Annotated in this window: 22 protein-coding genes and 1 pseudogene; 8 read left to right on the top strand and 15 right to left on the bottom strand. The window is 71.4% G+C overall.

Annotated features, from left to right (window positions below):
• Window positions 1-156: 156 nt before the first annotated feature.
• Complete coding sequence (locus AB0L45_RS13335; protein ID WP_365839515.1) at window positions 157-1440, bottom strand: geranylgeranyl reductase family protein; 1284 nt, start codon at window positions 1438-1440, stop codon at window positions 157-159.
• Window positions 1441-1577: 137 nt separating this feature from the next.
• Between AB0L45_RS13335 and AB0L45_RS13330 the strand changes: the two genes are divergently transcribed.
• Entirely contained in the window at window positions 1578-2120 is a 543-nt protein-coding gene (locus AB0L45_RS13330) for a GNAT family N-acetyltransferase (RefSeq protein ID WP_365839201.1), read from the top strand.
• A gap of 59 nt (window positions 2121-2179) precedes the next feature.
• Here the strand turns inward: AB0L45_RS13330 and AB0L45_RS13325 are convergent, their stop codons facing one another.
• From AB0L45_RS13325 to AB0L45_RS13305, 5 genes are all read right to left on the bottom strand, one after another.
• The gene (locus AB0L45_RS13325) at window positions 2180-2878 is read right to left on the bottom strand and encodes a demethylmenaquinone methyltransferase (RefSeq protein WP_365839199.1); all 699 of its coding nucleotides are present in this window, start codon (window positions 2876-2878) and stop codon (window positions 2180-2182) included.
• Window positions 2879-3105: 227 nt separating this feature from the next.
• Entirely contained in the window at window positions 3106-3726 is a 621-nt protein-coding gene (locus AB0L45_RS13320; RefSeq protein WP_365839197.1) for a Uma2 family endonuclease, read from the bottom strand.
• Between the two features lie 100 nt (window positions 3727-3826).
• A complete protein-coding gene (locus tag AB0L45_RS13315; RefSeq protein ID WP_365839195.1) occupies window positions 3827-4372 on the bottom strand; it encodes a hypothetical protein in 546 nt (181 codons plus the stop codon).
• A 31-nt stretch (window positions 4373-4403) separates the two neighbouring features.
• A complete protein-coding gene (gene mqnC / locus AB0L45_RS13310; RefSeq protein ID WP_365839193.1) occupies window positions 4404-5603 on the bottom strand; it encodes a cyclic dehypoxanthinyl futalosine synthase in 1200 nt (399 codons plus the stop codon).
• An 84-nt stretch (window positions 5604-5687) separates the two neighbouring features.
• A complete protein-coding gene (locus AB0L45_RS13305) occupies window positions 5688-7523 on the bottom strand; it encodes a serine/threonine-protein kinase (protein WP_365839191.1) in 1836 nt (611 codons plus the stop codon).
• A gap of 159 nt (window positions 7524-7682) precedes the next feature.
• On the opposite strand from AB0L45_RS13305, the gene AB0L45_RS13300 reads away from it, so the two are divergent.
• On the top strand, window positions 7683-8804 hold the full coding sequence (locus AB0L45_RS13300) for an alpha/beta hydrolase-fold protein (protein ID WP_365839189.1): 1122 nt from the start codon (window positions 7683-7685) through the stop codon (window positions 8802-8804).
• A gap of 379 nt (window positions 8805-9183) precedes the next feature.
• On the opposite strand, the gene AB0L45_RS13295 is transcribed toward AB0L45_RS13300, so the two are convergent.
• Window positions 9184-10083 (bottom strand): menaquinone biosynthesis protein, encoded by a 900-nt coding sequence (locus AB0L45_RS13295; RefSeq protein ID WP_365839187.1) that lies wholly within the window; start codon window positions 10081-10083, stop codon window positions 9184-9186.
• Between the two features lie 249 nt (window positions 10084-10332).
• Between AB0L45_RS13295 and AB0L45_RS13290 the strand changes: the two genes are divergently transcribed.
• The 3 genes from AB0L45_RS13290 (at window position 10333) to AB0L45_RS13280 (ending at window position 13187) form a co-directional block, all read left to right on the top strand.
• Window positions 10333-10536: a cold-shock protein gene (locus tag AB0L45_RS13290; protein ID WP_031008279.1), complete on the top strand. Its 204-nt coding sequence runs from the start codon at window positions 10333-10335 to the stop codon at window positions 10534-10536.
• A gap of 235 nt (window positions 10537-10771) precedes the next feature.
• Window positions 10772-11851, top strand: a complete 1080-nt coding sequence (locus tag AB0L45_RS13285; protein ID WP_365839184.1) for an AraC family transcriptional regulator — start codon at window positions 10772-10774, stop codon at window positions 11849-11851.
• An 82-nt stretch (window positions 11852-11933) separates the two neighbouring features.
• A complete protein-coding gene (locus tag AB0L45_RS13280; RefSeq protein WP_365839182.1) occupies window positions 11934-13187 on the top strand; it encodes a lipase family protein in 1254 nt (417 codons plus the stop codon).
• A gap of 132 nt (window positions 13188-13319) precedes the next feature.
• On the opposite strand, the gene AB0L45_RS13275 is transcribed toward AB0L45_RS13280, so the two are convergent.
• Window positions 13320-15275, bottom strand: coding sequence for an AMP-dependent synthetase/ligase (locus AB0L45_RS13275; protein ID WP_365839513.1), 1956 nt, complete (start codon window positions 15273-15275; stop codon window positions 13320-13322).
• 405 nt (window positions 15276-15680) lie between these two features.
• On the opposite strand from AB0L45_RS13275, the gene AB0L45_RS13270 reads away from it, so the two are divergent.
• Window positions 15681-16523 (top strand): MaoC/PaaZ C-terminal domain-containing protein, encoded by an 843-nt coding sequence (locus AB0L45_RS13270; protein WP_365839511.1) that lies wholly within the window; start codon window positions 15681-15683, stop codon window positions 16521-16523.
• A 30-nt stretch (window positions 16524-16553) separates the two neighbouring features.
• Here the strand turns inward: AB0L45_RS13270 and AB0L45_RS13265 are convergent, their stop codons facing one another.
• Window positions 16554-17216 (bottom strand): TetR/AcrR family transcriptional regulator, encoded by a 663-nt coding sequence (locus tag AB0L45_RS13265; RefSeq protein WP_365839181.1) that lies wholly within the window; start codon window positions 17214-17216, stop codon window positions 16554-16556.
• 141 nt (window positions 17217-17357) lie between these two features.
• Here AB0L45_RS13265 and AB0L45_RS13260 point away from each other — a divergent pair, with 141 nt between their 5' ends.
• On the top strand, window positions 17358-18245 hold the full coding sequence (locus AB0L45_RS13260) for an alpha/beta hydrolase (protein WP_365839179.1): 888 nt from the start codon (window positions 17358-17360) through the stop codon (window positions 18243-18245).
• A gap of 124 nt (window positions 18246-18369) precedes the next feature.
• Here AB0L45_RS13260 and AB0L45_RS13255 read toward each other — a convergent pair whose 3' ends face one another.
• The 5 genes and pseudogenes from AB0L45_RS13255 to AB0L45_RS13235 form a co-directional block, all read right to left on the bottom strand.
• Window positions 18370-19737, bottom strand: coding sequence for a dicarboxylate/amino acid:cation symporter (locus AB0L45_RS13255; RefSeq protein WP_365839177.1), 1368 nt, complete (start codon window positions 19735-19737; stop codon window positions 18370-18372).
• 399 nt (window positions 19738-20136) lie between these two features.
• Entirely contained in the window at window positions 20137-20427 is a 291-nt protein-coding gene (locus AB0L45_RS13250) for a DUF4229 domain-containing protein (protein ID WP_365839175.1), read from the bottom strand.
• A gap of 128 nt (window positions 20428-20555) precedes the next feature.
• A pseudogene (locus AB0L45_RS13245) lies at window positions 20556-21113 on the bottom strand (GNAT family N-acetyltransferase); the annotation flags it as partial.
• A gap of 30 nt (window positions 21114-21143) precedes the next feature.
• Window positions 21144-22310, bottom strand: a complete 1167-nt coding sequence (mqnE, locus tag AB0L45_RS13240) for an aminofutalosine synthase MqnE (RefSeq protein ID WP_365839509.1) — start codon at window positions 22308-22310, stop codon at window positions 21144-21146.
• 150 nt (window positions 22311-22460) lie between these two features.
• A complete protein-coding gene (locus AB0L45_RS13235; RefSeq protein WP_003986103.1) occupies window positions 22461-22916 on the bottom strand; it encodes an Lrp/AsnC family transcriptional regulator in 456 nt (151 codons plus the stop codon).
• Between the two features lie 130 nt (window positions 22917-23046).
• Here AB0L45_RS13235 and AB0L45_RS13230 point away from each other — a divergent pair, with 130 nt between their 5' ends.
• Entirely contained in the window at window positions 23047-23181 is a 135-nt protein-coding gene (locus tag AB0L45_RS13230; protein WP_365839542.1) for a hypothetical protein, read from the top strand.
• Here the strand turns inward: AB0L45_RS13230 and AB0L45_RS13225 are convergent.
• Window positions 23178-23849: a UbiX family flavin prenyltransferase gene (locus tag AB0L45_RS13225; RefSeq protein WP_365839173.1), complete on the bottom strand. Its 672-nt coding sequence runs from the start codon at window positions 23847-23849 to the stop codon at window positions 23178-23180. The genes AB0L45_RS13230 and AB0L45_RS13225 overlap by 4 nt on opposite strands.
• Window positions 23850-23931 lie beyond the last annotated feature (82 nt).

Genomic DNA, 23931 nt, shown 5'->3' with positions numbered 1-23931 from the left:
CGGTGCTCGCTTTCCCACCTATGGTCAGGGCAGGAAGATCCCGGTTCTTCGTCCGCGACGACGAGAAGCGACTACATCGTTCGATGCAGCGAGGCAGCCCGGCAGCATGCACCTCCGGGGGGCGGCCATACGCTGCCGCCCCACGACGGGCCCGCGCTACGCCTTCGGGGCCACCTTGCTCAGCCCGTTGATGATGCGGTCCATCGCGTCGCCGCCCGTGGGGTCGGTGAGGTTGGCGAGCATCTTGAGGGTGAAGCGCATGAGCATCGGGTGGGTGAGGCCGCGCTGGGTGGCGATCTTCATGACCTTCGGGTTGCCGATGAGCTTCACGAAGGCGCGGCCCAGGGAGTAGTAACCGCCGTAGGTGTCCTTGAGGATCTTCGGGTAGCGCTGGAGGGCCAGCTCGCGCTGGGCGTACGTGGAACGGGCGTGCGCCTGGACGATGACCTCCGCGGCGATGGAGCCGGACTCCATGGCGTACGCGATGCCCTCGCCGTTGAACGGGTTGACCAGGCCGCCCGCGTCACCGACGAGCAGCAGGCCCTTGGTGTAGTGCGGCTGGCGGTTGAAGGCCATGGGGAGGGCGGCACCGCGGATCGGGCCGGTCATGTTCTCCGGCGTGTAGCCCCAGTCGGCGGGCATGGAGGCGCACCAGGCCTTGAGGATCTCGCGCCAGTCCAGCTCCTTGAAGGAGGAGGACGTGTTCAGGACGCCGAGACCGACGTTGCTCGTGCCGTCGCCCATGCCGAAGATCCAGCCGTAGCCGGGCAGCAGGCGGTCCTCCGCGCCGCGGCGGTCCCACAGCTCCAGCCAGGATTCGAGGTAATCGTCGTCGTGGCGGGGCGAGGTGAAGTACGTACGGACCGCGACGCCCATCGGGCGGTCCTCGCGGCGGTGCAGGCCCATCGCCAGCGAGAGGCGGGTGGAGTTGCCGTCCGCGGCGACGACGAGCGGGGCGTGGAAGGTGACCGGCGTCTTCTCCTCGCCCAGCTTGGCCTCGACGCCCTCGATGCGGCCGGTCAGGTCGTTGATGACCGGCGCGCCGACGTTGCAGCGCTCGTACAGGCGCGCGCCGGCCTTCTGCGCCTGGCGCGCGAGCTGCTCGTCGAAGTCGTCGCGCTTGCGGACCAGGCCGTAGTCCGGGAACGAGGCCAGCTCCGGCCAGTCGAGCTGGAGGCGGGTGCCGCCGCCGATGATGCGCAGGCCCTTGTTGCGCAGCCAGCCCGCCTCTTCGGAGATGTCGATCCCCATGGAGATCAGCTGCTTGGTGGCGCGCGGCGTCAGGCCGTCGCCGCAGACCTTCTCGCGCGGGAAGGCGGTCTTCTCCAGGAGGAGGACGTCCAGGCCGGACTTGGCGAGGTGGTACGCGGTCGCCGAGCCGGCGGGACCGGCCCCGACGACGATGACGTCCGCGGTGTACTCGGAGCGGGGGGTGGTCACGGACTCGCTCACGGACTCAGTCGCGGACTCGGTCACGGCGGGATCTCCCGGAAGTCGATATCTGGGTGCCGACCGGCACTGGGCCCCGTCAGTCTATGGGGGCGCGGATGATCGGAATCTGAAGGGTTGGTCGGTTGATGCACGAGCCACTGCAAGCACCACGGACACCGTCCGGAACGGGATTCACGCTGCGGGTGCCGACCGAGGAGGACGCGTGGCACTGGCACCAGGTGTTCGACCATCCCGAGGTGATGGAGTTCCACGGCGGTGCCACGGCCGAACTCTCCGTCTACCAGGAGCTGACCGCAAGGCAGCGCAGGCACCACGCCGAGCACGGATTCTGCCTGTACTCGATGGTCGCCACGGAAGGACCGGCGGCCGGCGCCGTCCTGGGCCTCACGGGCGCGCAGCCCTGGCCGCACGACTGGGGGCCGGTCGGCGAGATCGAGATCGGCTGGCGGCTGGGGCGGGCGTACTGGGGCCGGGGGTACGCGACCCGGGCGGCCCGCGCCGCGCTGGAAGCCGTACGGGCGGCGGGGGTACGGAGCGTCGTCGCGATGGTGGCGGCCGGGAACGAGCGGTCCGTCGCGGTGACGCGGCGGCTCGGGATGCGGCATGCGGAGACGTTCCGTACGCCGGTGTCCGGGCGGGAGGGGTACTGCTTCCGGCTGGAGCTGTGAGTCGGTGCTGCCGGCGGGGGCCATGGAATCGGGCGGCCCCCGCGCCTGTCACGCGCCCGTCATGCCCCCGGCTTCGTCCCCCGGTGCAGGGCGACGATGCCGCCCGTCAGGTTGCGCCAGGCCACCCGCGACCAGCCGGCCTGCTGGAGGCGCGCCGCCAGCGCCGGCTGGTTGGGCCAGGAGCGGATGGACTCGGCGAGGTACACGTACGCGTCCGGGTTGCTGCTCACCGCGCGGGCGACGGGCGGCAGCGCCCGCATCAGGTACTCGGTGTAGACCGTACGGAACGGGGCCCACGTCGGCTCGCTGAACTCGCAGATGACGACCCGGCCGCCGGGCTTGGTGACCCGGTACAGCTCGCGCAGGGCGGCGTCCGTGTCCTGCACGTTGCGCAGCCCGAAGGAGATGGTGACGGCGTCGAACACGCCGTCCGCGAAGGGCAGTTGCATCCCGTCGCCGGCCACGAACGGCATCCAAGGGCGGCGCTTCTTGCCCTCGCCCAGCATGCCGACGGAGAAGTCGCACGGGACGACGTACGCGCCGGTGCGGGTGAAGGGCAGCGAGGAGGTGCCCGTACCGGCGGCGAGGTCGAGCACGCGCTCGGCGGGGCGCGCGGCGACGGCCCGCTCCACCTCCTTGCGCCACAGTCGCGCCTGCCCGAGGGAGAGCACGTCGTTGGTGAGGTCGTAGCGCGCCGCCACGTCGTCGAACATCGCGGCGACGTCCTGCGGCTGCTTGTCCAGAGAGGCTCGGGTCACCCGGCCATTGTTCCCTACGGCTCCGGAAGGCTTTGGACGGGGACGGCCCGATGCCCCCCTCAGAACATCCGGGCGGTCCAGCGGTGCTGTGTCGTGTGCATGGCATCGTGAGCGACCGAATGGGCCGTCCCCGCGGAAAAGATCCTGCCGGGTGGAAGTGGGAGTTCCGGTTGCATTGACGGGGTCCTGACGCAGGACGCGGGCGCCTTCACGGGATTCTGACGGGGTCAGAAGCCGACGACACTCATCAGGTCGATGCCGATCGGGAAGGGGCGATCGGTCTCCAGCTTTCCCTTGTGGCAAGGGTGCTCGGGGGCCGACACGTAGTCGCCCGTGCCGGAGTGCAGCCAGTACTCGTGCACCTCGGGGCAATTGTCGGCACCCCGCTCCACGCGCCAGAAGTACGGCACTCCCGCCGCTGCGTAGAGCGCCGGCTTGCGAACCCGGTCGTCGACCGCCGAGCCGGGCGACACCACTTCCACCGCGAGTCTCACGTTGGCGGCCGGTGTGCAGTCCATGGTGAAGAGGTCGAGGCCACGCCTGTCGTAGATCACGACATCAGGCTTGGTCACGATGAAGTCGTCCAGCATGACGCAGCGCTCGACGTTGACCCCGTGGTCCGGGTCGGGCACGGCCGATTTGAAGCAGTCTCGCAGCTCGTCCCGGACTTCGTCGTGCCACCAATTGGCCATCCCCCGAACCACGATCACTCCGTCCACGAGTTCCCAGTCGAAGGGGAGCTCCAGATGCTTCACCTGGTCGTATGCCCACCGCCCCCCGGGCGGGTTCATCCAGGTCTCCGGAGTCGCCTTCTCCAGCCGCCGGTCAGTGCTCATCACTGCTCCCATGGACGCGAGTGTGCACGCGAGTGCGGATCACGGTTCTGAATACGACAGTACCGTCACTCGAAGTAATGGACGGGCTTCTTGACGTTGACGGGGTTGACGCTCAGCGCCCCCGGTACACCAGCCGCCCGCCCAGCACCGTGACCAGGCAGCGGCCGTCCTCCGCGAAGACCGCGAAATCGGCCGGGGCGCCGGGGACGAGGGGCCGCGGGCCGGGGTGGTCGCGCAGGCCGGAGCGGGCGACCGCGGTGCGGACGGCGGGACGGGTGAAGGGGCCCGCGATCGATGTCGTGCCGGTGGCCAGGAGCCGCTGCACGCCCCGGCGGGCGCTCGCGCCCCAGCGGGTGTCGGTCATGCCGAGGGCGGTGAGGGTGTCGCCGGTGAGCGGGGCGGTGCCCAGGTCGTCGGCCTCGCGCGGGTCGGGGTGATAGGCGGATTCGAGCAGCGCGGCGCCGCCGGATTCGTGGCGTCCCGGGGTCAAGACGCCGTTCCAGTCGCGTACGCGGGCGCGTTCGCCGTACCGCTCGTACAGCTCCTCGTACGGGCCGATGGCCTCGATGCGGTCGCCGGAGACGACGACCGCGTGCCCGGGATCCGCGGCGCCGTCGGGGGCGCGGCGGACACCGTGCACGCGGTGGATCGTCAGCACGCGGGGCTCACCGGGGAGTCTCGGCCGGGGCTCAGTTGGCGTCGACGAGCTTCAGCTCGGGGTGCGCCGTGCCGCCCTCGATGGCCGTCGAGGAGATGTGCGAGGCCACGCGCTCGTCGGCCGGGTCGTTGGCCGGGTCGTCGTGCACGACCAGGTGCTCGTACGTGGTCGCGCGCTGCGCCGGGACGCGGCCCGCCTTGCGGATCAGGTCGATGATCTCCTGGCGGTTCGAGCGGTGCTTGGCACCGGCGGAGGAGACCACGTTCTCCTCCAGCATGATCGAGCCGAGGTCGTCCGCGCCGTAGTGCAGCGACAGCTGGCCGATCTCCTTGCCGGTGGTCAGCCAGGAGCCCTGGATGTGGGCGACGTTGTCGAGGAAGATCCGGGCGATGGCGATCATCCGCAGGTACTCGAAGATCGTCGCCTGGGTGCGGCCCTTGAGGTGGTTGTTCTCGGGCTGGTAGGTGTACGGGATGAAGGCGCGGAAGCCGCCCGTACGGTCCTGCACGTCGCGGATCATGCGCAGGTGCTCGATGCGCTCGGCGTTGGTCTCGCCCGTACCCATGAGCATCGTGGAGGTGGACTCGACGCCCAGCTGGTGCGCCGTCTCCATGATCTCCAGCCAGCGCTCGCCGGACTCCTTCAGCGGCGCGATGGCCTTGCGCGGGCGCTCCGGCAGCAGCTCGGCGCCGGCGCCCGCGAAGGAGTCCAGGCCCGCGGCGTGGATCCGGCGGATGGCGTCCTCGACGGTGGTCTTGGAGATCCGGGCCATGTGCTCGACCTCGGAGGCGCCGAGGGAGTGGATGACCAGCTGCGGGAACGCCTTCTTGATCGCGGAGAAGTGCTCTTCGTAGTACTCGACGCCGTAGTCCGGGTGGTGGCCGCCCTGGAACATGATCTGGGTGCCGCCCAGCTCGACGGTCTCCGCGCAGCGGCGCAGGATGTCGTCGAGGTCGCGGGTCCAGCCCTTGGCGGTGTCCTTGGGCGCCGCGTAGAACGCGCAGAACTTGCAGGCCGTCACGCACACGTTGGTGTAGTTGATGTTGCGCTCGATGATGTACGTCGCGATGTGCTCCGTACCGGCGTAGCGGCGGCGGCGCACCGCGTCGGCCGCGGCGCCCAGCGCGTGCAGCGGCGCGGAACGGTACAGGTCGAGCGCTTCCTCGGGCGTGATCCGCCCGCCTGCCGCGGCACGGTCGAGTACGGACTGGAGGTCGGCGTTCTCGGTCACCGGGCGTCCCTTCGCAGGCGGGCATAACGACCGAACCAGCGTACGCCAGCGGTACGACAACCCCGGCGGCGGGCGGCGCGGGCGTCAGCCGCCGGTCTTGCGCATCGCCGCGCGGGGCCGGCCGCCTGCCTGGTCGTCGGAGGCGAAGGCGAGCGTGCCGTCCTTGCCGAGCGTGTACGTGACGGTCGCCTCGGCGCCCGTACAGCCGGGGCCCGGCTTGCCGTCCGTGCGCTCCCGGAGGGTCAGCGTGGTGGCGGTGGCGGACACCAGCTTCGCCTTGGCCGCGCACCGGGCGATCAGGAAGTCGTACGAGGTGTGGACCACGTAGTCGCCCTTGGTGCCGGAAGTGATGGTGCTGGTGATGGTGCCGTTGGGGATGTCGTGGCGGGTGATGACCGTGCCGGTCCAGGTGCCGAGAAACGGCTTCGGGACGGCCGGCTTCGCGGGGCGGCCGTCCCCGGGCGGCGGGGACTGTCCGCTGCCGGGCGGCTTCGCCGCGGCGTCCTTGCCGGTGTCACCGTCCCGCCCGGGCAGCAGGTGGAAGACGAACGTGGCGGTCGTCGCGACGGCCAGCGCACCGGCCACGGACAGGACGAGCGTGCAGCTCATCCGGCGTCGGCCGGTGGTACCGCCACCGAAGGCACCTTTGACGGTGAGGCGGCGTTCTCTGGGCGGGGCGGGCGTTTCCGGCGGGTTCGGCGGCTGTGTGGGGACGGCGCCGGCGGTGGGCCAGGAAGGAGGGGCGATGTCGGGTCGGGGGGTGGGCCGGGGCGGGATGCAGGTGGGGTGCTGCCCGGAGGCGACCGGGGCCGCGGTGCCGGGGCCGGACGGGGCCGCGGTGCCCGGGCCGGACGGGGCGTCCGCCGGAGCGGCTGCCGGGACGTCGAAGGGGACGAGGCCGGAGGGTGCGCCGTGCGCGGGAGTGCCGGGCTTCCCGTACGGGACAGCGCCGGCCGCCCCGGAGCCCTGCGCGCCCTCCGCCGCCCGCGCGTCCAGGTTCAGCAGTTCCACCGCCTGCCTGCTGACGCTCTCGACCAGCGGCGCCGGCAGCCACCCGGCGCGCGACGGGCCGCCGTCCGTCCCCGCTGAGCCGCCCGGCGCGCCGTCCCCCGCCGCCGGGCCGCCCAGCCGCCGCACGATCTCCTCCGGCGTGGGCCGGTCCTCCGGCCGCTTCGCCAGGCAGGCCGCCGTGATCTCGCGCAGGCCGTCCGTGAGGGCCGTGCCGAGTTCCGGTTCGCCGTGGACGACCTTGTAGAGGAGGGCCGCCGAGCTGTCCCCGCTGAACGGCCCGGCGCCGGTGGCCGCGTACGCCAGTACCGCGCCGAGCGAGAAGACGTCGGAGGCGCCGGTGACCTCCTGGCCGAGGATCTGCTCGGGCGCCATGTAGCCGGGCGAGCCGACGGAGACGCCGGTGGCGGTCAGCGCGGCGCTGCCGTCCGTGGCGCGGGCGATGCCGAAGTCGATCAGCAGCGGGCCGTCGAGGGTGAGCAGGACGTTGGACGGTTTGACGTCGCGGTGGACCAGGCCGTGGGTGTGCACGGCGGCCAGCGCCCGGGCGAGGCCGGCACCCAGCGCCCGTACGGTGGTGCCGTCCAGCGGGCCGAAGTCCTCGACCGCGCGGGTGAGCGAGGGACCGGCCACGTAACCGGTCGCCACCCAGGGGACGGGGGCGTCGGGGTCGGCGTCCAGGACGGGCGCGGTCCAGGCGCCGCCGACCCGGCGCGCGGACTCCACCTCGCGCCGGAAGCGGGCCCGGAACTGGTCGTCGGCGGCGAACTGCGCGTGGACGGACTTCACCGCGACGGTACGGCCGCCGGCGCTGCGTCCGAGGTAGACGCGGCCCATGCCGCCCGCGCCGAGCCGGCCCAGCAGCCGGTACGTGCCGATGACGCGTGGATCGTCCGCCCCCAGCGGCTCCATGGCTTCGCCTCCCCCTGCCGGCCCGGATCACGCCCCAGCCTATGACCCAGGTCATGCCCGGTCCGGTGAACCCGTACAGCAGCTTTCGCCATCAAAGAGATGGAACGCCAGCAACCGTCCGACTTGTCCTGCGGGGCAGCGCACCACCCGGAGTCCTCCGTGCAGCATCCTTCCGGCGAGCAGCCCCCGCACGGCCCCGCCTACGGCCCCGCCCGCGTGCACCGCTCCCCGCGCCGCCGTGCGGGCAGGCGCAAGCGGCTCTGGCTGCTCGGCGCGGCCGTCGCCGTGCTCGGCCTGGCCGCCGTGCCCGTACTGAACGCCTTCGACGTCTTCTCCGACAACGGCGATCCGATGTCCTTCGACCGGCCCCGGCCGGACGGCGGCCCGGGCGGTTCCGCCGGCCCGGACGGGGCTTCCGACCCCCGGGTGCGGATGCCCACCGGCCCGCAGGCCGAGTTCCGGACGGCGAACACGCTCGACGACGGCACCAAGATCGGCGTGACCACGCTGCACGGCAAGAAGTCCGGTTTCACGGGCAAGGTCTGGGTGTGGGCCCCCAAGGAGTACTACGAGGAGAAGTACGCCAAGAGCGCCTTCCCGGTCCTCATCGCGCTGCCCGGCGGCCCCGGCTACCCGGTCAATTACTGGATGGGAACCGACCTGAAGCTGCAGAGCAGCATCAGCGAGTGGTCGAAGTCGGGCAAGAGCAAGCCGTTCATCGTCGTCATGCCGGTCCTGAACGCGGACGACAAGAACTACTACGACGGCAGCGACATCCCGGGGCAGCCGAAGATGGGCACCTGGATGTCCGACGACGTCCCCGACCTGGTCAAGGCCAACTTCCGCACCTTCGCCTCACGGGACGGCTGGGCCTTCATGGGCTCCTCCTCGGGCGCCTTCGTGGGCCTCAAGCAGGTGCTCCAGCACCCCGACCGGTTCAAGGCCGTGATCGCCAGCGGCCCGGACCTCCGTCCGGACTCGCCGCTGTGGCGCGGCCACGAGAAGGAGCAGCGCGCCAACGACCCGGAGCAGCTGGCCAAGAAGCTGATCGCCCGGCCCGGGGCCCCGGACGTGCACATCGCCTTCCAACTCGGCACCAAGGAGGGTGGCCGGGCCAAGCTGGAGTCGTTCATGAAGAAATACGGCAAGGGACCGGTCAAGACCCGCCTTCAAGTGATCCAGGACGGCGGACACAACGCCAGGGGGTACGTCCGCGGCATGAATGACGGATCGATGGAGTGGATCAGCAAGGTGATGCCGGGCCCGACGCCCGCACCCTGACCCACCGCCCGCCCGGCCGACCGGGCATTCCGTACGCCTTCCTTGCTTTTCCCGGCGACTTCCGGCGGCCCCGGCGACTTCCGGTGACCCCGGCGCCATGCCGGGGACTTCCGTCCGACTCCCGTTCGGCTCCTGTCCGGCTTCCCTACGGATTCCTTACGGCTTCCGTACGCCCCCCGTACGACTTCCGTATCTCCGTACGCGCCAACCGTGCCTTTCGTGTGCTTTTCGCACACCTCTCGCACACTTCCCGCAGGCGCCATATATGTCTCATGCACGTATCTCGCCTGCTTTTCGCACGGCTCCCGTACAGCTCGCGCACACCTTCCGTACGCGCGGAATTCGCCGCCGGAACCGGGACCGCACCACGGGGCCGGAACTAACCCCGCGGGTTCTGCAGGAGATCCACCCGCACATCCGCCGGATAGCCGGTCGATTCCCCGGTCCGGCGGGCGAATTCCGTCACACCGCGCAGCTGGTCCGGGCCGAAACGGAAGTCGAGTGTCGTGAAGTAGCGCTCCAGCACCTTCTCGTCGAAGGACTCCCAGCGCGCGGCCTGCTCGGCCACCTTGCCGACCTCCTCCAGCGACAGGTCGCGGGAGGCCAGGAACGCCTCGTGCACCTTGCGCACGACGACGGGCTCGCGCTCCAGGTAGTCCCGCCGCGTCGCCCAGACGGCGAAGACGAACGGCAGCCCCGTCCACTCCTTCCACATCTCCCCCAGGTCGTGCACCTGGAGGCCGAGCCGCGGCGCGTCGTGCAGGTTCGCGCGCAGCGCCGCGTCCCCGATCAGCACGGCGGCCTCCGCCTCCTGCATCATCACGCCGAGGTCGGGCGGGCAGGTGTAGTAGTCAGGGCTGACGCCGATCTTCTCGGCCAGCAGCAGCTGGGCCAGCCGTACGGACGTACGGGAGGTCGAGCCGAGCGCGACCCGGGCCCCGTCCAGCTCCTCCAGGGGCTTCTGCGACACGATCACGCACGACATGACCGGGCCGTCGCAGCCGACCGCCAGGTCGGGGAAGGCGACCAGGTCGTCGGCGGCCCGCAGGAACTCCACGAGGGTGACCGGCGCGATGTCGAGATCGCCGCGCACCAGCTGTTCGCTGAGCTTTTCCGGGGTGTCCTTCGTGAGCTCCAGGTCGAGCAGCGTGCCCGTCCGGGCGAGGCCCCAGTACAAGGGCATGCAGTTCAGGAACTGGATGTGGCCCACCCGCGGCCGGCTGCGACGGTGGTCGGCTGCGGCTCCTGCGGATGCGTCTCCAACGGTTGAATTGTCCACATGCGGAGGCTAGACCCGGTCCGTACCGGACGGCGCGGCGGGGGCTCCTGTGGCCGCCACACCGCACGGCTAAACGTGATCTTTGGCTCTTCCGCCTCACAAGCGCCCCGTGCTACGCTCAGCGCAAGTTGCAGTTTGGTTTCCCTTGCAGTACAGAGCCTGCGGAGCATGTGACGCCGCAGGCTTTTGTAGTTTTCAGACTTCTCGCAGGTTCTGGAGCAGGGCAACCCTTTGGCCCAAGGAGGGCTTATGGCTACCGGAACCGTGAAGTGGTTCAACGCTGAAAAGGGCTTCGGCTTCATCGCCCAGGACGGCGGCGGCCCGGATGTCTTCGTCCACTACTCTGCGATCAACGCCACTGGCTTCCGTTCCCTGGAAGAGAACCAGCAGGTGAACTTCGACGTCACGCAGGGCCCGAAGGGTCCGCAGGCGGAGAACGTCACGCCGGTCTGAGTTGCCCGGTCCGACCGATCGCGGTCGACTTAGCAGTACCCAAGGAGCCCCGCTCCTTCCTTTCGGGGAAGGGGACGGGGCTCCTGCCCATTTCCCCCGTCCCCTTCGCCAATCCCTTCACCCGCCGCCGGTTTTGCGCCGAGTACGGCCGTGCGGCGCCCTCCTGCCCTGTACGCCGAGTACGGCCGTGCAGCCCCCCTGACCTCCGCGCCGCCCGAGGCTACCGTGAAGGGTCATGACCGGGCCGACCATCGCGGCGCACCATGTGCGGGCCGTGCTCAGTGGTGTGCGGCGGGCGGGCATGGACATCGTGCCGTTGCTGCAGGCGGCGCGGATCGCCCCGTCGCTGCTCGGGGACGAGCGGGCGCGGATCGGCGCGGACCGGTTCGCCCGGCTGGTCAAGGAGGTGCAGCGGGCGACGGGCGACGAGTTCCTGGGGCTCGGGCCGCTGCCCAGCCGCCGGGGCACCTTCGCGATGATGGGTCTCGCCTGCGTGAGCTGCCCTGACCTCGGTACGGCGCTGGAGCGGGCCGTACGGTTCTACGGGCTCTTTCCCGGCGGGCCGGAGATGGCGGTCGCCGTGGAGAGCGCGGCAGGTTCCGTCGCGGGCACCGCCGCCGCCGAATTCATGGTCCGTACCGACCTGCGCCCGTACCCCGAAGGCACCTTCCTCGCCGAGTCCGTGCTGATCATCTGGCACCGGCTCTCCAGCTGGCTCATCGGCCGCCACATCCCCCTGCGGCACGCCTGCTTCACCCACCCCGCCCCCGCGCACGCCCATGAGTACGCGCTGCTCTTCGGCTGCCCGGTGCGCTTCGGGGCACCGCGCACCACCGCGGTCTTCGACGCCCGCTGGCTGGCGGCGCCGGTCGTCCGGGACGAGGCGGCGCTGACGGCGTTGCTGCGGCGGGCGCCCGCCGACCTGCTCAGCCGCCGGGAGTACGGCACGACCGTCACCGAACGGGTACGGCGCACCCTCGCTCTCGCCCTGCGCGCCTCGGGCCCGGCCCGTCTGCCGGAAGCGGCCGAGGTCGCCGCGCGGCTCGCGGTGAGCCCGGCGACGCTGCGCCGCCGGCTCCACGAGGAGGGGACCTCGTACCAGCGCCTGAAGGACGCGGTACGCCGGGACGCGGCGATCAGCTCACTGACCGCGGGCCGGGAGCCGATCGCCGAGCTGGCGGCGCGGCTCGGCTTCTCCGAGGACACCGCCTTCCACCGGGCGTTCCGGAGGTGGACGGGGACCACGCCGGGCGCGTACCGGCTGCACCCGCCGCCGGGGGTGCCGGCGGGCGCTCGGCCGGGTCAGCAAAGCTGAGCGTCCCGGTCAGCGCCGTACTTACCCGGGAGTCACTACGGTCACCCCAACTGACCCGTCTCCGGACCGTTGGGAGAGCCGCATGGTGCAACCCCGGGCCACCCGTGCGCTGCGTACCACCGCCCTCACCGCCGCCACGGCACTCGCCCTCTCGCTCGGCCTCACGAACGCCACGGCCACCGCGCGCTCAGCACCGCCCGTCCCGTCAGACCCGTACGCCTCGTCCGTATCGTCATTCAGCTCGTCCTCCGCCGCTGCGGACAGCGCACGCCCCGGCGACATCGTCAAGGCCACCCCCACGTCCTTCCACCCGCTGCCCGGCCAGCCGACCCGCACCCGCGCCTGGCACCTGGAGTACCGCTCGACCACCGCCAAGGGCGCCCCGAACGTCGTCTCCGGCACCGTCATCGTCCCGGACGACGGCCGCACCGGGCCGCGCCCGCTGGTCACGTACGCCGTCGGTACGGTCGGCCTCGCCGACACCTGCGCGCCCTCGGCCGGCTTCCCCAAGGGCACCACCGCCGAGGCCAACCTGATCCAGCAGCTCACGGCCCGCGGCTGGGCGGTCGCCGTGACCGATTACGAGGGCCTGGGCACGCCCGGCGACCACACCTACACCGTCGGCCGCGCCGAGGGGCAGGCCGTCCTGGACGCGGCCCGCGCCGCCCAGCGGCTGCCCGGCGCCGTCGCGGCGGGCGTCACCGAGGACTCCCCCGTCGGGATCATGGGCTATTCGCAGGGCGGCCAGGCGTCCGCCTGGGCGGCCGAGCTGCACGGTACGTACGCGCCCGAACTGAAGGTCAAGGGCACCGCGACCGGCGGCGTCCCGGCGGACCTGCTCAAGGTCGCCGACTTCAACAACGGCAATGTCGGCGCCGGCCTGATCCTGATGGCGGCCGTCGGCCAGGACGCCGCCTTCCCCGAACTGGACCTGGCCAAGTACCTCAATGCCAAGGGCCGGCACTACGTCGACTTCATGAGGAAGAACTGCGTGGCGATCGACGCCATCGCCGGTGCCTTCAAGAAGATCTCCGACGTCACGGTCCGGAACCCGCTGTACGAGGCGGACTGGCAGCAGCGGCTGCGCGAGTCGGACCTCGGTACGCGCAGGCCGGACGCGCCGGTCTTCCTCTACCACGGCACGCTCGACGAGCTGATCCCGTACGCCGTCGGCAAGCAGCTGCGCGCGGACTGGTGCGCCAAGGGCGCCGACGTGCGGTGGGCCGCGATTCCGCTGGGTGAACACGTCGTGGGCGCGATCGCGGGCGCCGTACCGGCCGCCGACTGGCTGGCGGGACGCTTCGCCGGGAAACCGGCGCACGGCAACTGCGGCTGACCGTACGGCCGTCCCCGCAGACCGGCCGCACCACGAGGAACCCCGTGCCACTTCCCCCACAGAGGTGACACGGGGTTCCGGTCTGCCGTGCCGGGCACCCACGAGGTTACCCGGAGGTCAGTTAACGGAGCATCAGGACGCGGGCCCGCCCCCGTACAACTCCTTGATCTCCGCGTCGAAGTCGCGCGCGATGGCGGCCCGCCGCAGCTTCAGCGACGGGGTGAGGTGCCCGGCCTGCTCCGTGAAGTCGACCGGCAGCACGGTGAACCGGCGTATCGATTCGGCCCGTGAGACCAGCTGGTTGGCGTCGTCCACCGCGCTCCGGATGTCGGCCAGCAGCGCCTCGTCACGCACCAGTTCCGCCATCGGCACCTGCTGCTTCCTGCGCATCTGCCGCCAGTGCGCCAGCCCCTCCGGCTCCAGCGTGACCAGCGCGGCGACGTACGGGCGGTCGTCACCGACGACCATGCACTGGCCGACGAGCGGGTGCGCCCGCAGCCGGTCCTCCAGCGGCGCCGGGGCGACGTTCTTGCCGTTGGAGGTGACGATCAGCTCCTTCTTGCGGCCGGTGATGGTCAGATAGCCGTCCGCGTCCAGGGCGCCGATGTCCCCGGTCGCCAGCCAGCCGCCGTTCCCGGCCTCGTCCCCGCGCCCCGGCCCGTACCCCTCCGCCCCCACCACCGTCCCGGCCTCGTCCACGCCCGCGGCCGGCCGCGCCCCGCGGCGCTCGGCGTCCCAGTACCCGCTGAAGACCTGCCCGCCGCGCAGCAGCACCTCCCCGTCCTCCGCTATCCGTACGGCGGTTCCGGGCAGCGGCCGGCCGACCGTGCCGATGCGGGGCTTGAGCGGCGGGGTGAGGGTGGCCGCCGCGGTGGTCTCGGTGAGCCCGTACCCCTCGAAGATCTCGATGCCCGCGCCGGCGTAGAAGGCCGCGAGCCGGCGGCCGAGCGGGGAGCCGCCGCAGATCACGTAGCGGACCTTGCCGCCGAGCGCGGCGCGGATCCGGCGGTAGACCAGCGGGTCGTACATCCGCCGGGCCGCCTTCAGCGCCACGCCGGGGCCGCTGCCCGTGCCGTGTTCCTGGGCCTCGACGGCCTCCCCGTAGCGCCGCGCGATCGCGGCGGCGCGGTCGAAGGAGGCGGCGCGGCCCAGCTTCTCGGCCGTGGCGCGGCCGGTGTTGTAGACCTTCTCCAGGACGTAGGGGATCGCGAGCAGGAACGTCGGCCGGAAGGCGGCCAGGTCGGCGAGCAGGTCCTCGGTACGGATGCTGGGCGCGTGGCCGAGCCGTACCCGGGCGCGCAGACAGCCGACCGCGACCATCCGGCCGAAGACGTGCGACAGGGGCAGGAAGAGCAGCGTCGAGGCGGGCTCGCTGCTGACCGACCGGAAGACCGGGTGCAGCAGCTCGATCGCGTTGTCCACCTCGGCGAAGAAGTTGCCGTGGGTCAGCATGCAGCCCTTGGGGCGGCCGGTGGTACCGGAGGTGTAGACGAGGGTGGCGATGTCGGCGGGACCGGTGGCCGCGCGCCGCTCGGTGACCAGCGCGTCCGGCACCGGCCGCCCGGCCGCCACGATCTGCGGTACGGCGCCGGTGTCCAGCTGCCACAGGTGGCGCAACTCGGGCAGCCCGGACCGTACGCCGCTGACCAGCCGCGCCTCCTCGACGCCCTCCACGACACAGGCCGCGGCCCCCGAGTCCCGCAGGATCCAGTGCGCCTGGTGGGCCGAGGAGGTCGGATAGACGGGTACGGTGACCAGCCCCGCCGCCCACGCGGCGAAGTCGACCAGCGTCCACTCGTACGTCGTACGGGCCATGATGGCCAGCCGGTCGCCCGCCCGCAGCCCGTGCGCGATCAGCCCCTTGGCCACGGCGAGCACCTCGGCGGCGAACTCGGCGGCGCTCACGTCCCGCCACGCGCCCCCGGCCTCCCGCCCCGCCTTCTTGCGCGCCAGCACCACCTCGGCGGGCGCTTGCGCGGCGTTGTCGAAGGGGATGTCTCCCAGTGAACCGGTCCGCACCGGCGCCACCAGCGGCGGTACGGACGCCTCGCGGACGACCCCGTCCCGTACCAGCGTGCGGGGTTCCACCAGCGCGGGCGCCGGCGGCCCGCCTTGCCGTTGCTGACTGGACACGAGCGGCTCCTCGTCTCACGGTGGGCGCAGGGCGTTTCGCGCGGTGGCCGACGAGGACCGACGGGCGGGAGGAGCAGGCCCGTTCGGCGGCCGTGGACAGCGCGCGGCCCGCAGGCACGCACTCTCGACCAACACCTGACCCGACAGTAACCTTACTTCGGAGTTAATTTACGCGAGGACCAGGAGTTGGCCAATGCCCGAACACCGTCTTCCTCCCGCCGATTCGGCCCCCGGCCCCCTCCGCGCCCCTCGCACCCCTCGTCCGGGCCGCCCGCTGCCCGCCCCGCACCGGCCGGGCGCCTGATGGCGGCCGACGCGCCGGGCGGCGCGACCACCGGCCTGTCCCGCGCGCCACGGCTGATGCCCGTACTGGCCAAAGGCCTGCTGACCGGCTTCGGCAAGCACCCGCGCCCGGACGCCGCGCTGCCACGCACCCGCCTCGTCCTGCCCGCCGTACGGATCGGGCTCGGCCGGGCCGCCACGTACGCCCGGGTCTGCGGGTACGACGCCACCGAACCGCTGCCCGTCACCTACCCGCACATCCTCGGATTCCCGCTGGCCGCACGGCTGATGAGCGCACGGGACTTCCCGCTGCCGATGCTCGGCCTGGTGCACACCGGCATCGAGATCACCCAGTACGCGCCGCTGCACCCGACCGACACGCTCGAACTGACGGTGTACGCGGGGACGTTGCGGCCGCACCGGCGTGGCACCGAGGTCGTGATGACCACCGAGGCGCGGCGCGCGGGCGCACTGGTGTGGCACGACCGGAGCACGTACCTGGCACGGCACCGGACGGCGGACGACGAGGAGGGGCGGCGCCCCGCACCACCCTCTCCCGCCGCCCGCGAACTCCCCGTACGCGCCCGCTGGCGCCTGCCCGCCGACCTCGGGCGCCGCCACGCCGCCGTCTCCGGCGACTACAACCCGATCCACCTGCACGCCCTCACGGCCCGCCCGCTCGGCTTCCCGCGCGCCATCGCGCACGGCATGTGGACCTTCGCGCGCTGCGCCGCCGAGGCGGTGCTGCCGGGCACGGCGACGCTGCGCATCTCGGCGGAGTTCCACGCGCCGGTGCTGCTGCCCGCCACCGTCACGTACGCCTACGAGACCACGCGCACCGGCGGCACGTTCCACCTGCGCGGCGGCCCTGAAGACCGTCCCCGCCTCCACCTGGAGGGACGGGTGTCCACGGACGTATGACGCTCGCGGGCCGGGTCCGGAGGACCGTGCTCACCCGCCCGGCGACCACCGCTCTCCGGCCATGAGCCGGCCCAGACCCGCCCAGGCGAAGTTCATCAGCGTCGCCGCGGTGTCCTTGGCCGACGGGCGCTCCCCCGGCGCCGCCTCGCTGCCGCGCCCGTTGGCCCAGTCGGCCAGCGATTCGGCGGCGCCCACCAGGGCGTGGGCCAGACCGGACACTTCGCGCGCGGCCGGCTCCGGGTCGCAGCCCGCCTCCTGGGCGGCCGCGCCGATCATCGCCGTGACGAACTCGACGATCTCCGCCCGCATCGCGGCGACCTCGACCGCGAACGGCTCCCCCTGGGTACGCGCCTGCTGGTGCAGCACCGCCCAGCCGTCCGGGTGTTCGGCCGTGTGCGCGAAGAATCCCTTGAGCCCGCTCCACAGCTGCCGGTCGGCGGGCGCGTCCGGCTCCACCGCGGCCCGTACGGCCGCCGCCAGCGCCGCCGACTCCCGCCGGATCACCGCACTGAACAGCTCCTCCTTGGAGTTCAGGTACAGATAGACCAGCGGCTTCGACACCCCCGCCACCTCGGCGATCTCATCCATCGAGGCCGCCCGGTAGCCACGCCGCGCGAAGGTCAGCACGGCCGCGTCGAGCATCTGCTGCTCCCGTACAGCCCGCGGCATTCGCTTGCTCTTCACAGTTCCCACGCCAATTGCCCTTCCGTCCCGCCCCTTTACCGCCAAGTAAGTTTACGTTTTCCCGCCTTGTCCCCACGCCCCTTGACGCGATCGCTCCGCTCACGAGACGATACGCCTCGTCTCGTCATTGCCGTCCGAGAGGAACGCCCCATGCCCCAGGCGCACCAGCAATTCATCGAAGCGGCCCCTGGCGTGCGCCTGTGGACCGAGCAGCGCGGCCCGGCCGACGCGCCCCCACTGCTGCTCGTCATGGGTGCCCAGGCCTCCGGACTGGGCTGGCCCGAGCCGTTCGTGGACGCGCTCGCCGTCCACCACCGGGTCATCCGTTACGACCACCGCGACACGGGCCGCTCCACCTGGTCCTTCGACGAACAGCCGTACCGCATCACGGACCTGGCGCAGGACATCGTCCGCGTCCTGGACGGCCTCGGCGTCGAGCGGGCGCACCTGGTGGGGCTGTCACTCGGCGGGATGCTGACGCAAATCGTCCTCGCCGACCACCCCGGCCGGGTACTGAGCGCCACCCTGATGGGCACCTCCGCGCTGAGCACCGCCCCCTACACCCGCCCCGACGGCACCCGCGTCCCCGTCTCCGAACTGCCCGGCATCGCACCCGAGGTACTGGAGATGTGGGCCCGCCCCGTCGAGGACCACGGCCTGGAAGCCGAACTCGACCGGCGCGTGGAACACTGGCGCGTCCTCAGCGGCGGACAGCTCCCCTTCGACGCCGGCCACTACCGCGCCCTGGAACGCCGGATCATCGAACACACCGGCCGCTACGACGTCTCCACCGCCCCCGCGCGCGCCGACCACTCCGGCATGCTCCGCACCGAAGCCCTGGCCGCCAACCAGATCCCCACCCTCATCATCAACGCCCCCGCCGAACCCGTCTTCCCACCACCGCACCCCCACCACCTGGCCCAAGTGATCCAGAACGCCCACCTGGCAGAAATCCCCGGCATGGGCCACGCCCTGCCCCCGGAGGTCCAAGGACCACTGGCGGAGGCGATCCTGGCGCATACGAAGGCGGTGGGCTGAGGGGCAGAGGAGCTGCGTACGGAGCCGGACCGGCCCGAACGCACGCGAAACGCCGGACGGGCTGGGGGCGGTCCCCAGCCCGTCCGGCGTTCAGATCACCGCGGCCACGCGGCGGAAGCCGCTCCTAGACGCCGGCCGGTGCCGGTACCGACACCTTCTGCCCGGCCGGCTCGGCGTCGCCGACCGCGCCGTCCTCCAGCTCCACGCCGGCGGCCCGGGCGTACGCGCCGCGGTCCAGGATCTTCTCCTTGGCCGAGACCAGGATCGGCACGGCGACCTGCCCGGCCACATTCGTAGCCGTCCTCATCATGTCCAGGATCGGGTCGATGGCCATGAGCAGGCCGACGCCCTCCAGGGGGAGGCCCAGGGTGGACAGGGTGAGGGTGAGCATGACGGTGGAGCCCGTCAGGCCGGCGGTGGCGGCGGAGCCGATGACCGAGACGAAGGCGATCAGCACGTAGTCGCCGATGCCCAGGTCGACGTCGAAGATCTGGGCGATGAAGATGGCGGCGAGGGCCGGGTAGATCGAGGCGCAGCCGTCCATCTTGGTCGTGGAACCGAAGGGCACCGCGAAGGACGCGTACTCCTTCGGGACGCCCAGGCGCTCGGTGACCTTCTGGGTCAGCGGCATGGTGCCGACCGAGGAGCGGGAGACGAACGCCAGCTGGATGGCGGGCCAGGCGCCCTTGAAGAACTGCAGCGGGTTGACCTTGGCGAAGACCGAGAGCAGCAGCGGGTAGACGCCGAAGAGGACGATCGCGCAGCCGACGTAGATGTCGACGGTGAAGGTCGCGTACTTGCTGATCAGGTCCCAGCCGTAGTCCGCGATGGCGTAACCGATCAGGCCGAGCGAGCCGATCGGGGCGAGGCGGATGACCCACCACAGGGCCTTCTGGAGCAGCTCCAGCGCGGAACGGCTCAGGCGCAGCACCGGCTCGGCACGGTCGCCCAGCTTCAGGGCCGCGATGCCGGCCACCGTCGCCAGGAAGACGATCTGCATGACCTTCAGCTCGGTGAACGGCGTGATGACGTCCTTGGGGACGATGCCGGTCAGGAAGTCGATCCAGGAGCCGGCGTGCTGCGGGAGCTTGCCGTCCTTGGGGGTCAGGCCGGTGCCCGCGCCGGGGTCGCTGACCAGGCCGATCGCCATGCCGATGGCGACCGCGATCAGCGAGGTGACCATGAACCACAGCAGGGTTCGGGTGGCCAGCCGGGCGGCGTTGTTGACCTGCCGCAGGTTGGTGATCGAGACCAGGATGGCGAAGAAGACCAGCGGCGCCACGGCCAGCTTGAGCAGCTGGACGAAGAGGCTGCCGATGGTGTCGAGGGTGGTCTTCAGCCAGGAGATGTCGCCGCTCTTGGCGATCCAGCCGAGCAGCACACCGAGGACGAGGCCGAGCAGGATCTGGGCCCAGAAGGGGACCTTGGGTATGCGGCGGGAGGTTCTGGCGGTCTCGGGCGACCGCTCGGTCTCGGAAGACGTGGTGGACAACGGACACACTCCGGGGACAGACAGGCGTCGAAAGGTGAGGAAACGGCGGACAGCGCCAGGGGACAGGAGGTCCGTATCGATCCGTACGGGATCTCCGGCCGCTGCGGTGAAGGGGTCAGCGGCGGCAACAGGCCGCGGACATACAGCGGCAGAGATCGACGTGCAGGCGCGCCACGAGCGGGACGCCCGTGGTGGGGTGGTGCGCTGCTGCTGTCTTCATGTCGAACACGTTAACACTTGAACTTTGGGGAACCCAAAGACTTTCTTTGGGTCGGGGGGACGGGATGCGCCCGGAGTGCCGTGTGAAACGCGTGATGCCCCGCCGTGGAGGGGTTTTCTCCACGGCGGGGCATCCGTCGGCTGTAAGGCGCGTCACAGCGCCGGCGCGGTGTCCCCGGACTACAGGAGGCCGTCCTCCTGGCGGGCGTTGGCCGCGATGCGGGCCTTCTGCCGGTCCACCTTGGCCACGATCTGCTCGGACATCGCGTCCCGCTGCCTGCGCAGCAGGACGAAGCTCAGCGGCGCGGAGATCACGATCGCGAGCAGCAGCAGCCATACGGCGTTGGAGCTGCCCACGCCGAGCGGGATGACGTGGAAGTACGCCAGCACCCAGACCAGCGCGAAGCAGGCGACGAAGATCCCCAGACGCAGGGCGGTGTAGCGGAGCGTGGCGAACTTCTGGCTACTCACGGGCGGACCTTCTTCACTACGACAACCGAAAGGGTCTGCGTCCAGTCAAGCACAGCCCGATTCGTGATCTTTTCGGACCCCTGCCGGGGAAGCGGGACACCCCCGGGCTCGCCCGGGTCCGCCCGGGCTCACGCCAGCTCGCGCCACATCGTGATGTCGTCCCGGTAATCGTCGTCGGCCAGCTTGATCGCCGACGGCACCCGGCCGACCTCCTTGTAACCGCAGGAGGCGTAGAACCGCTCGACGCCGATGCCGCCGCGGCAGGTGAGCCGGATGCCCTGGATGCCGTCGGTCGCGCGGGCCGCCTCGTCGACGGCGGCCATCAGGGCGCGGCCCGCGCCCTGCCCCTGGAGGGCGGGGTGCACCATCACGGTGTAGGCCCACAGCCAGTGCTTCATCAGGCGGTGCTGGTTGAGGTGGAGGAACGCGGTGGCGAGCACCCGGCCGTCCCGCTCGTCGCGGCCCGCGATCAGCCGGGCGCGCCCCTCCGACATCGCCACCAGGTGGGCGAGCAGGTCGGGGCGCACGTCCTCGGCGGTGACCGGCGGGACGAAGCCGACGGCCCCGCCCGCGTTGGACACCTCGGCCCACAGCGTCCGGATGCCGTCGGTCAGTGCGGGCGTGACGGCGGGGTCCAGGTCGAAGCGCAGATCCATGGTGCGGACCCTAATCACCTCGCGTCGAACCCGTCGCCGCCGTACCGCCTGTCCCGGACGTCACACCCGCATCGGCTGCGGGGCCTCGCGGCGCTCCGCGTCCGGGCCCGGGTACTCCCGGATGATCTCGTAGCGGGTGTTGCGCTCGACCGGCCGGAAGCCCGCGTCGCGGATCAGTTCCAGCAGGTCGTCGCGGGTGAGCTTGTTCGGCGTGCCGTAATTGTCCGCGTCGTGCGTGATCTTGTACTCGACGACCGAGCCGTCCATGTCGTCGGCGCCGTGCTGCAGCGCGAGCTGCGCGGTCTGCACGCCGTGCATGACCCAGAAGACCTTCACGTGCGGGATGTTGTCGAACAGCAGCCGGGAGACGGCGAAGGTCTTCAGTGCCTCGGCGCCGGTCGCCATCGTGGTGCGCGCCTGGAGCTTGTTGCGGACCTTGCCGTCCTTCATGTCCACGAAGTCGTGCTGGTAGCGCAGCGGGATGAAGACCTGGAAGCCGCCCGTCTCGTCCTGCAGCTCGCGCAGGCGCAGCACGTGGTCGACGCGGTGCCGGGGCTCCTCGATGTGCCCGTACAGCATCGTGGCGGGCGTCTTGAGGCCCTTCTCGTGCGCCAGGCGGTGGATGCGCGACCAGTCCTCCCAGTGGGTGTCGTGGTCGACGATGTGCTGGCGCACCTCCCAGTCGAAGATCTCGGCGCCGCCGCCGGTCAGCGACTCCAGGCCGGCGTCGATCAGCTCGTCGAGGATCTCGGAGGCGGGCAGCCCGGAGATCTTCTCGAAGTGGTGGATCTCGGTGGCGGTGAACGCCTTCAGGGAGACCGTGTCGGGCAGCGCCTCCTTGAGGGCGCTGAGCGAGCGCGGGTAGTAGCGCCACGGCAGGGTCGGGTGCAGGCCGTTGACGATGTGCAGCTCGGTGAGGTTCTCGTTCTCCATCGCCTTGGCGAGGCGGACGGCCTCCTCGATGCGCATCGTGTACGCGTCCTTCTCGCCGGGCTTGCGCTGGAAGGAGCAGTACGCGCACGAGGCGGTGCACACGTTGGTCATGTTGAGGTGGCGGTTGACGTTGAAGTGCACCACGTCACCGTTCTTGCGCGTGCGCACCTCGTGGGCGAGGCCGCCCAGCCACGCCAGGTCGTCGCACGCGTAGAGGGCGATGCCGTCCTCACGGGTCAGCCGCTCCCCGGACCGGACCTTGTCCTCCAGCTCGCGCTTGAGACCCACATCCATGGATGCAGTCATCCGGCCGCCTCCCATATCTCTGCCAAAATCGGGCTTCACCGAGCGTACTCCCCCGTTTTCCGGCCCGGCCGGGGCCCCCGCCGGGCCCCGGTGCCGGTACGGCCGGGAGCCCGCCGTACCGGCCCGGGGCCGGGGTTCTTACGCGTCCTCGGGCAGCTCGCCGACGCGGTTCTCCCACTTGGTGGAGAGCACGATGGTGGTGCGCGTACGGGAGACGCCCTTGGTGCCGGAGAGCCGGCGGATGGTGCGCTCCAGGCCGTCCACGTCGCTGACCCGGACCTTGAGCATGTACGAGTCGTCGCCGGCGATGAACCAGGCGTCCTCGATCTCCGCGAGGTCGCGCAGCCGCATGGCCACGTCCTCGTGGTCGGCGGCGTCCGACAGGGAGATGCCGACCAGGGCGGTGACGCCCAGGCCCAGGGAGGCCGCGTCGACGGTGGCGCGGTAACCGGTGATCACGCCGGCCGCCTCCAGGCGGTTGATCCGGTCGGTGACGCTGGGGCCGGACAGGCCCACGAGCCGGCCCAGCTCCGCGTACGAGGCCCTGCCGTTCTCCCGCAGTGCCTGGATGAGCTGCCTATCTACGGCATCCATACGCCCCTGACCTTCCATTCGCTCTGCAATCCCGGCTTTTCCATGTAGAATCTAAGGCATACAGGGGCTGCGACCCTGTAAACCGTCAATCTCAGTTGATCAAAGACGATCTTTCACAGGAGAAGTCACCGTGTACTCGATCGAGATGGCCTACGCCCGCATGCGCGAGCTGCAGGACCTGGCCAATCGTTCTCGTGCTCACCGTCCCGCCACCGCCGCCGAGGGCAAGCGCCGCTTCGGCCGTAACGGCTCCAAGAAGCGCTAGTTCTCCTCCTTGGAGCCCGACCCGAGCTCCCCGGCCCACCGCCGGTAGAGCCGGTGCGGCACACCCGCCGCGTCCAGCACCCGGCCCGCGACGAAGTCCACCAGATCCTGGATGTGCGTCGCTCCCGCATAGAACGCCGGAGAGGCGGGCAGCACGACCGCGCCCGCCTCGTCCAGCGTCACCAGATGCCTGAGGGTCTGCCCGTTCAGCGGGGTCTCCCGCACCGCGACCACCAGCTTCCTGCGCTCCTTGAGCGTCACGCTCGCCACCCGCTGGAGCAGGTCCTTCGACAGCCCCAGCGCCACCCCGGCCACACACGCCGTGCTCGCCGGGACGATCAGCATCCCCTTGACGGGGTATGAACCCGACGACGGCCCCGCGGCGAGATCACCGGCCGGCCAGTACCGCACCAGGTCCAGGTCCGCTTCCGTGATGCCGAACGTGCCCGGCTTGCCGTCCGCGCCGCGCGCCAGCCACTCCCGCAGGTCCGCGCGCCAGTGCGCGTCCCGGAAGGAGATACCCGTCTCGTCCAGCAGCGTCAGCCGCGAGGCCCGGCTGACGATCAGGTCCACCGCCTCGCCGGCCGCGAGCAGGCCGCGTACCGCCGACGCCGCGTACGGAGTGCCGGACGCGCCGGAGACACCCACCACCCAAGGGCGGCGGGGCACGTCGGCTGACCCGGCGGCCGGCCGGGCGGAGCGCCCGCCGGGCCTTGTGACACCGGGCTGACTGGGGTTGTTGTCCTGCGGT

This window comes from Streptomyces sp. NPDC052496 (genome assembly GCF_040679095.1).
Taxonomy (GTDB): domain Bacteria; phylum Actinomycetota; class Actinomycetes; order Streptomycetales; family Streptomycetaceae; genus Streptomyces.
Note: the sequence above shows the minus strand (reverse complement) of the source record. Positions and strands in the feature narration are given on the sequence as shown.

Coding starts and splice junctions, on each gene's coding strand:
- AB0L45_RS13330 (WP_365839201.1), top strand. CDS start 1,578: ATGCACGAGCCACTGCAAGCACCACGGACACCGTCCGGAACGGGATTC.
- AB0L45_RS13320 (WP_365839197.1), bottom strand. CDS start 3,726: ATGGGAGCAGTGATGAGCACTGACCGGCGGCTGGAGAAGGCGACTCCG.
- AB0L45_RS13305 (WP_365839191.1), bottom strand. CDS start 7,523: ATGGAGCCGCTGGGGGCGGACGATCCACGCGTCATCGGCACGTACCGG.
- AB0L45_RS13290 (WP_031008279.1), top strand. CDS start 10,333: ATGGCTACCGGAACCGTGAAGTGGTTCAACGCTGAAAAGGGCTTCGGC.
- AB0L45_RS13285 (WP_365839184.1), top strand. CDS start 10,772: ATGACCGGGCCGACCATCGCGGCGCACCATGTGCGGGCCGTGCTCAGT.
- AB0L45_RS13280 (WP_365839182.1), top strand. CDS start 11,934: ATGGTGCAACCCCGGGCCACCCGTGCGCTGCGTACCACCGCCCTCACC.
- AB0L45_RS13270 (WP_365839511.1), top strand. CDS start 15,681: ATGCCCGTACTGGCCAAAGGCCTGCTGACCGGCTTCGGCAAGCACCCG.
- AB0L45_RS13260 (WP_365839179.1), top strand. CDS start 17,358: ATGCCCCAGGCGCACCAGCAATTCATCGAAGCGGCCCCTGGCGTGCGC.
- mqnE (WP_365839509.1), bottom strand. CDS start 22,310: ATGGATGTGGGTCTCAAGCGCGAGCTGGAGGACAAGGTCCGGTCCGGG.
- AB0L45_RS13235 (WP_003986103.1), bottom strand. CDS start 22,916: ATGGATGCCGTAGATAGGCAGCTCATCCAGGCACTGCGGGAGAACGGC.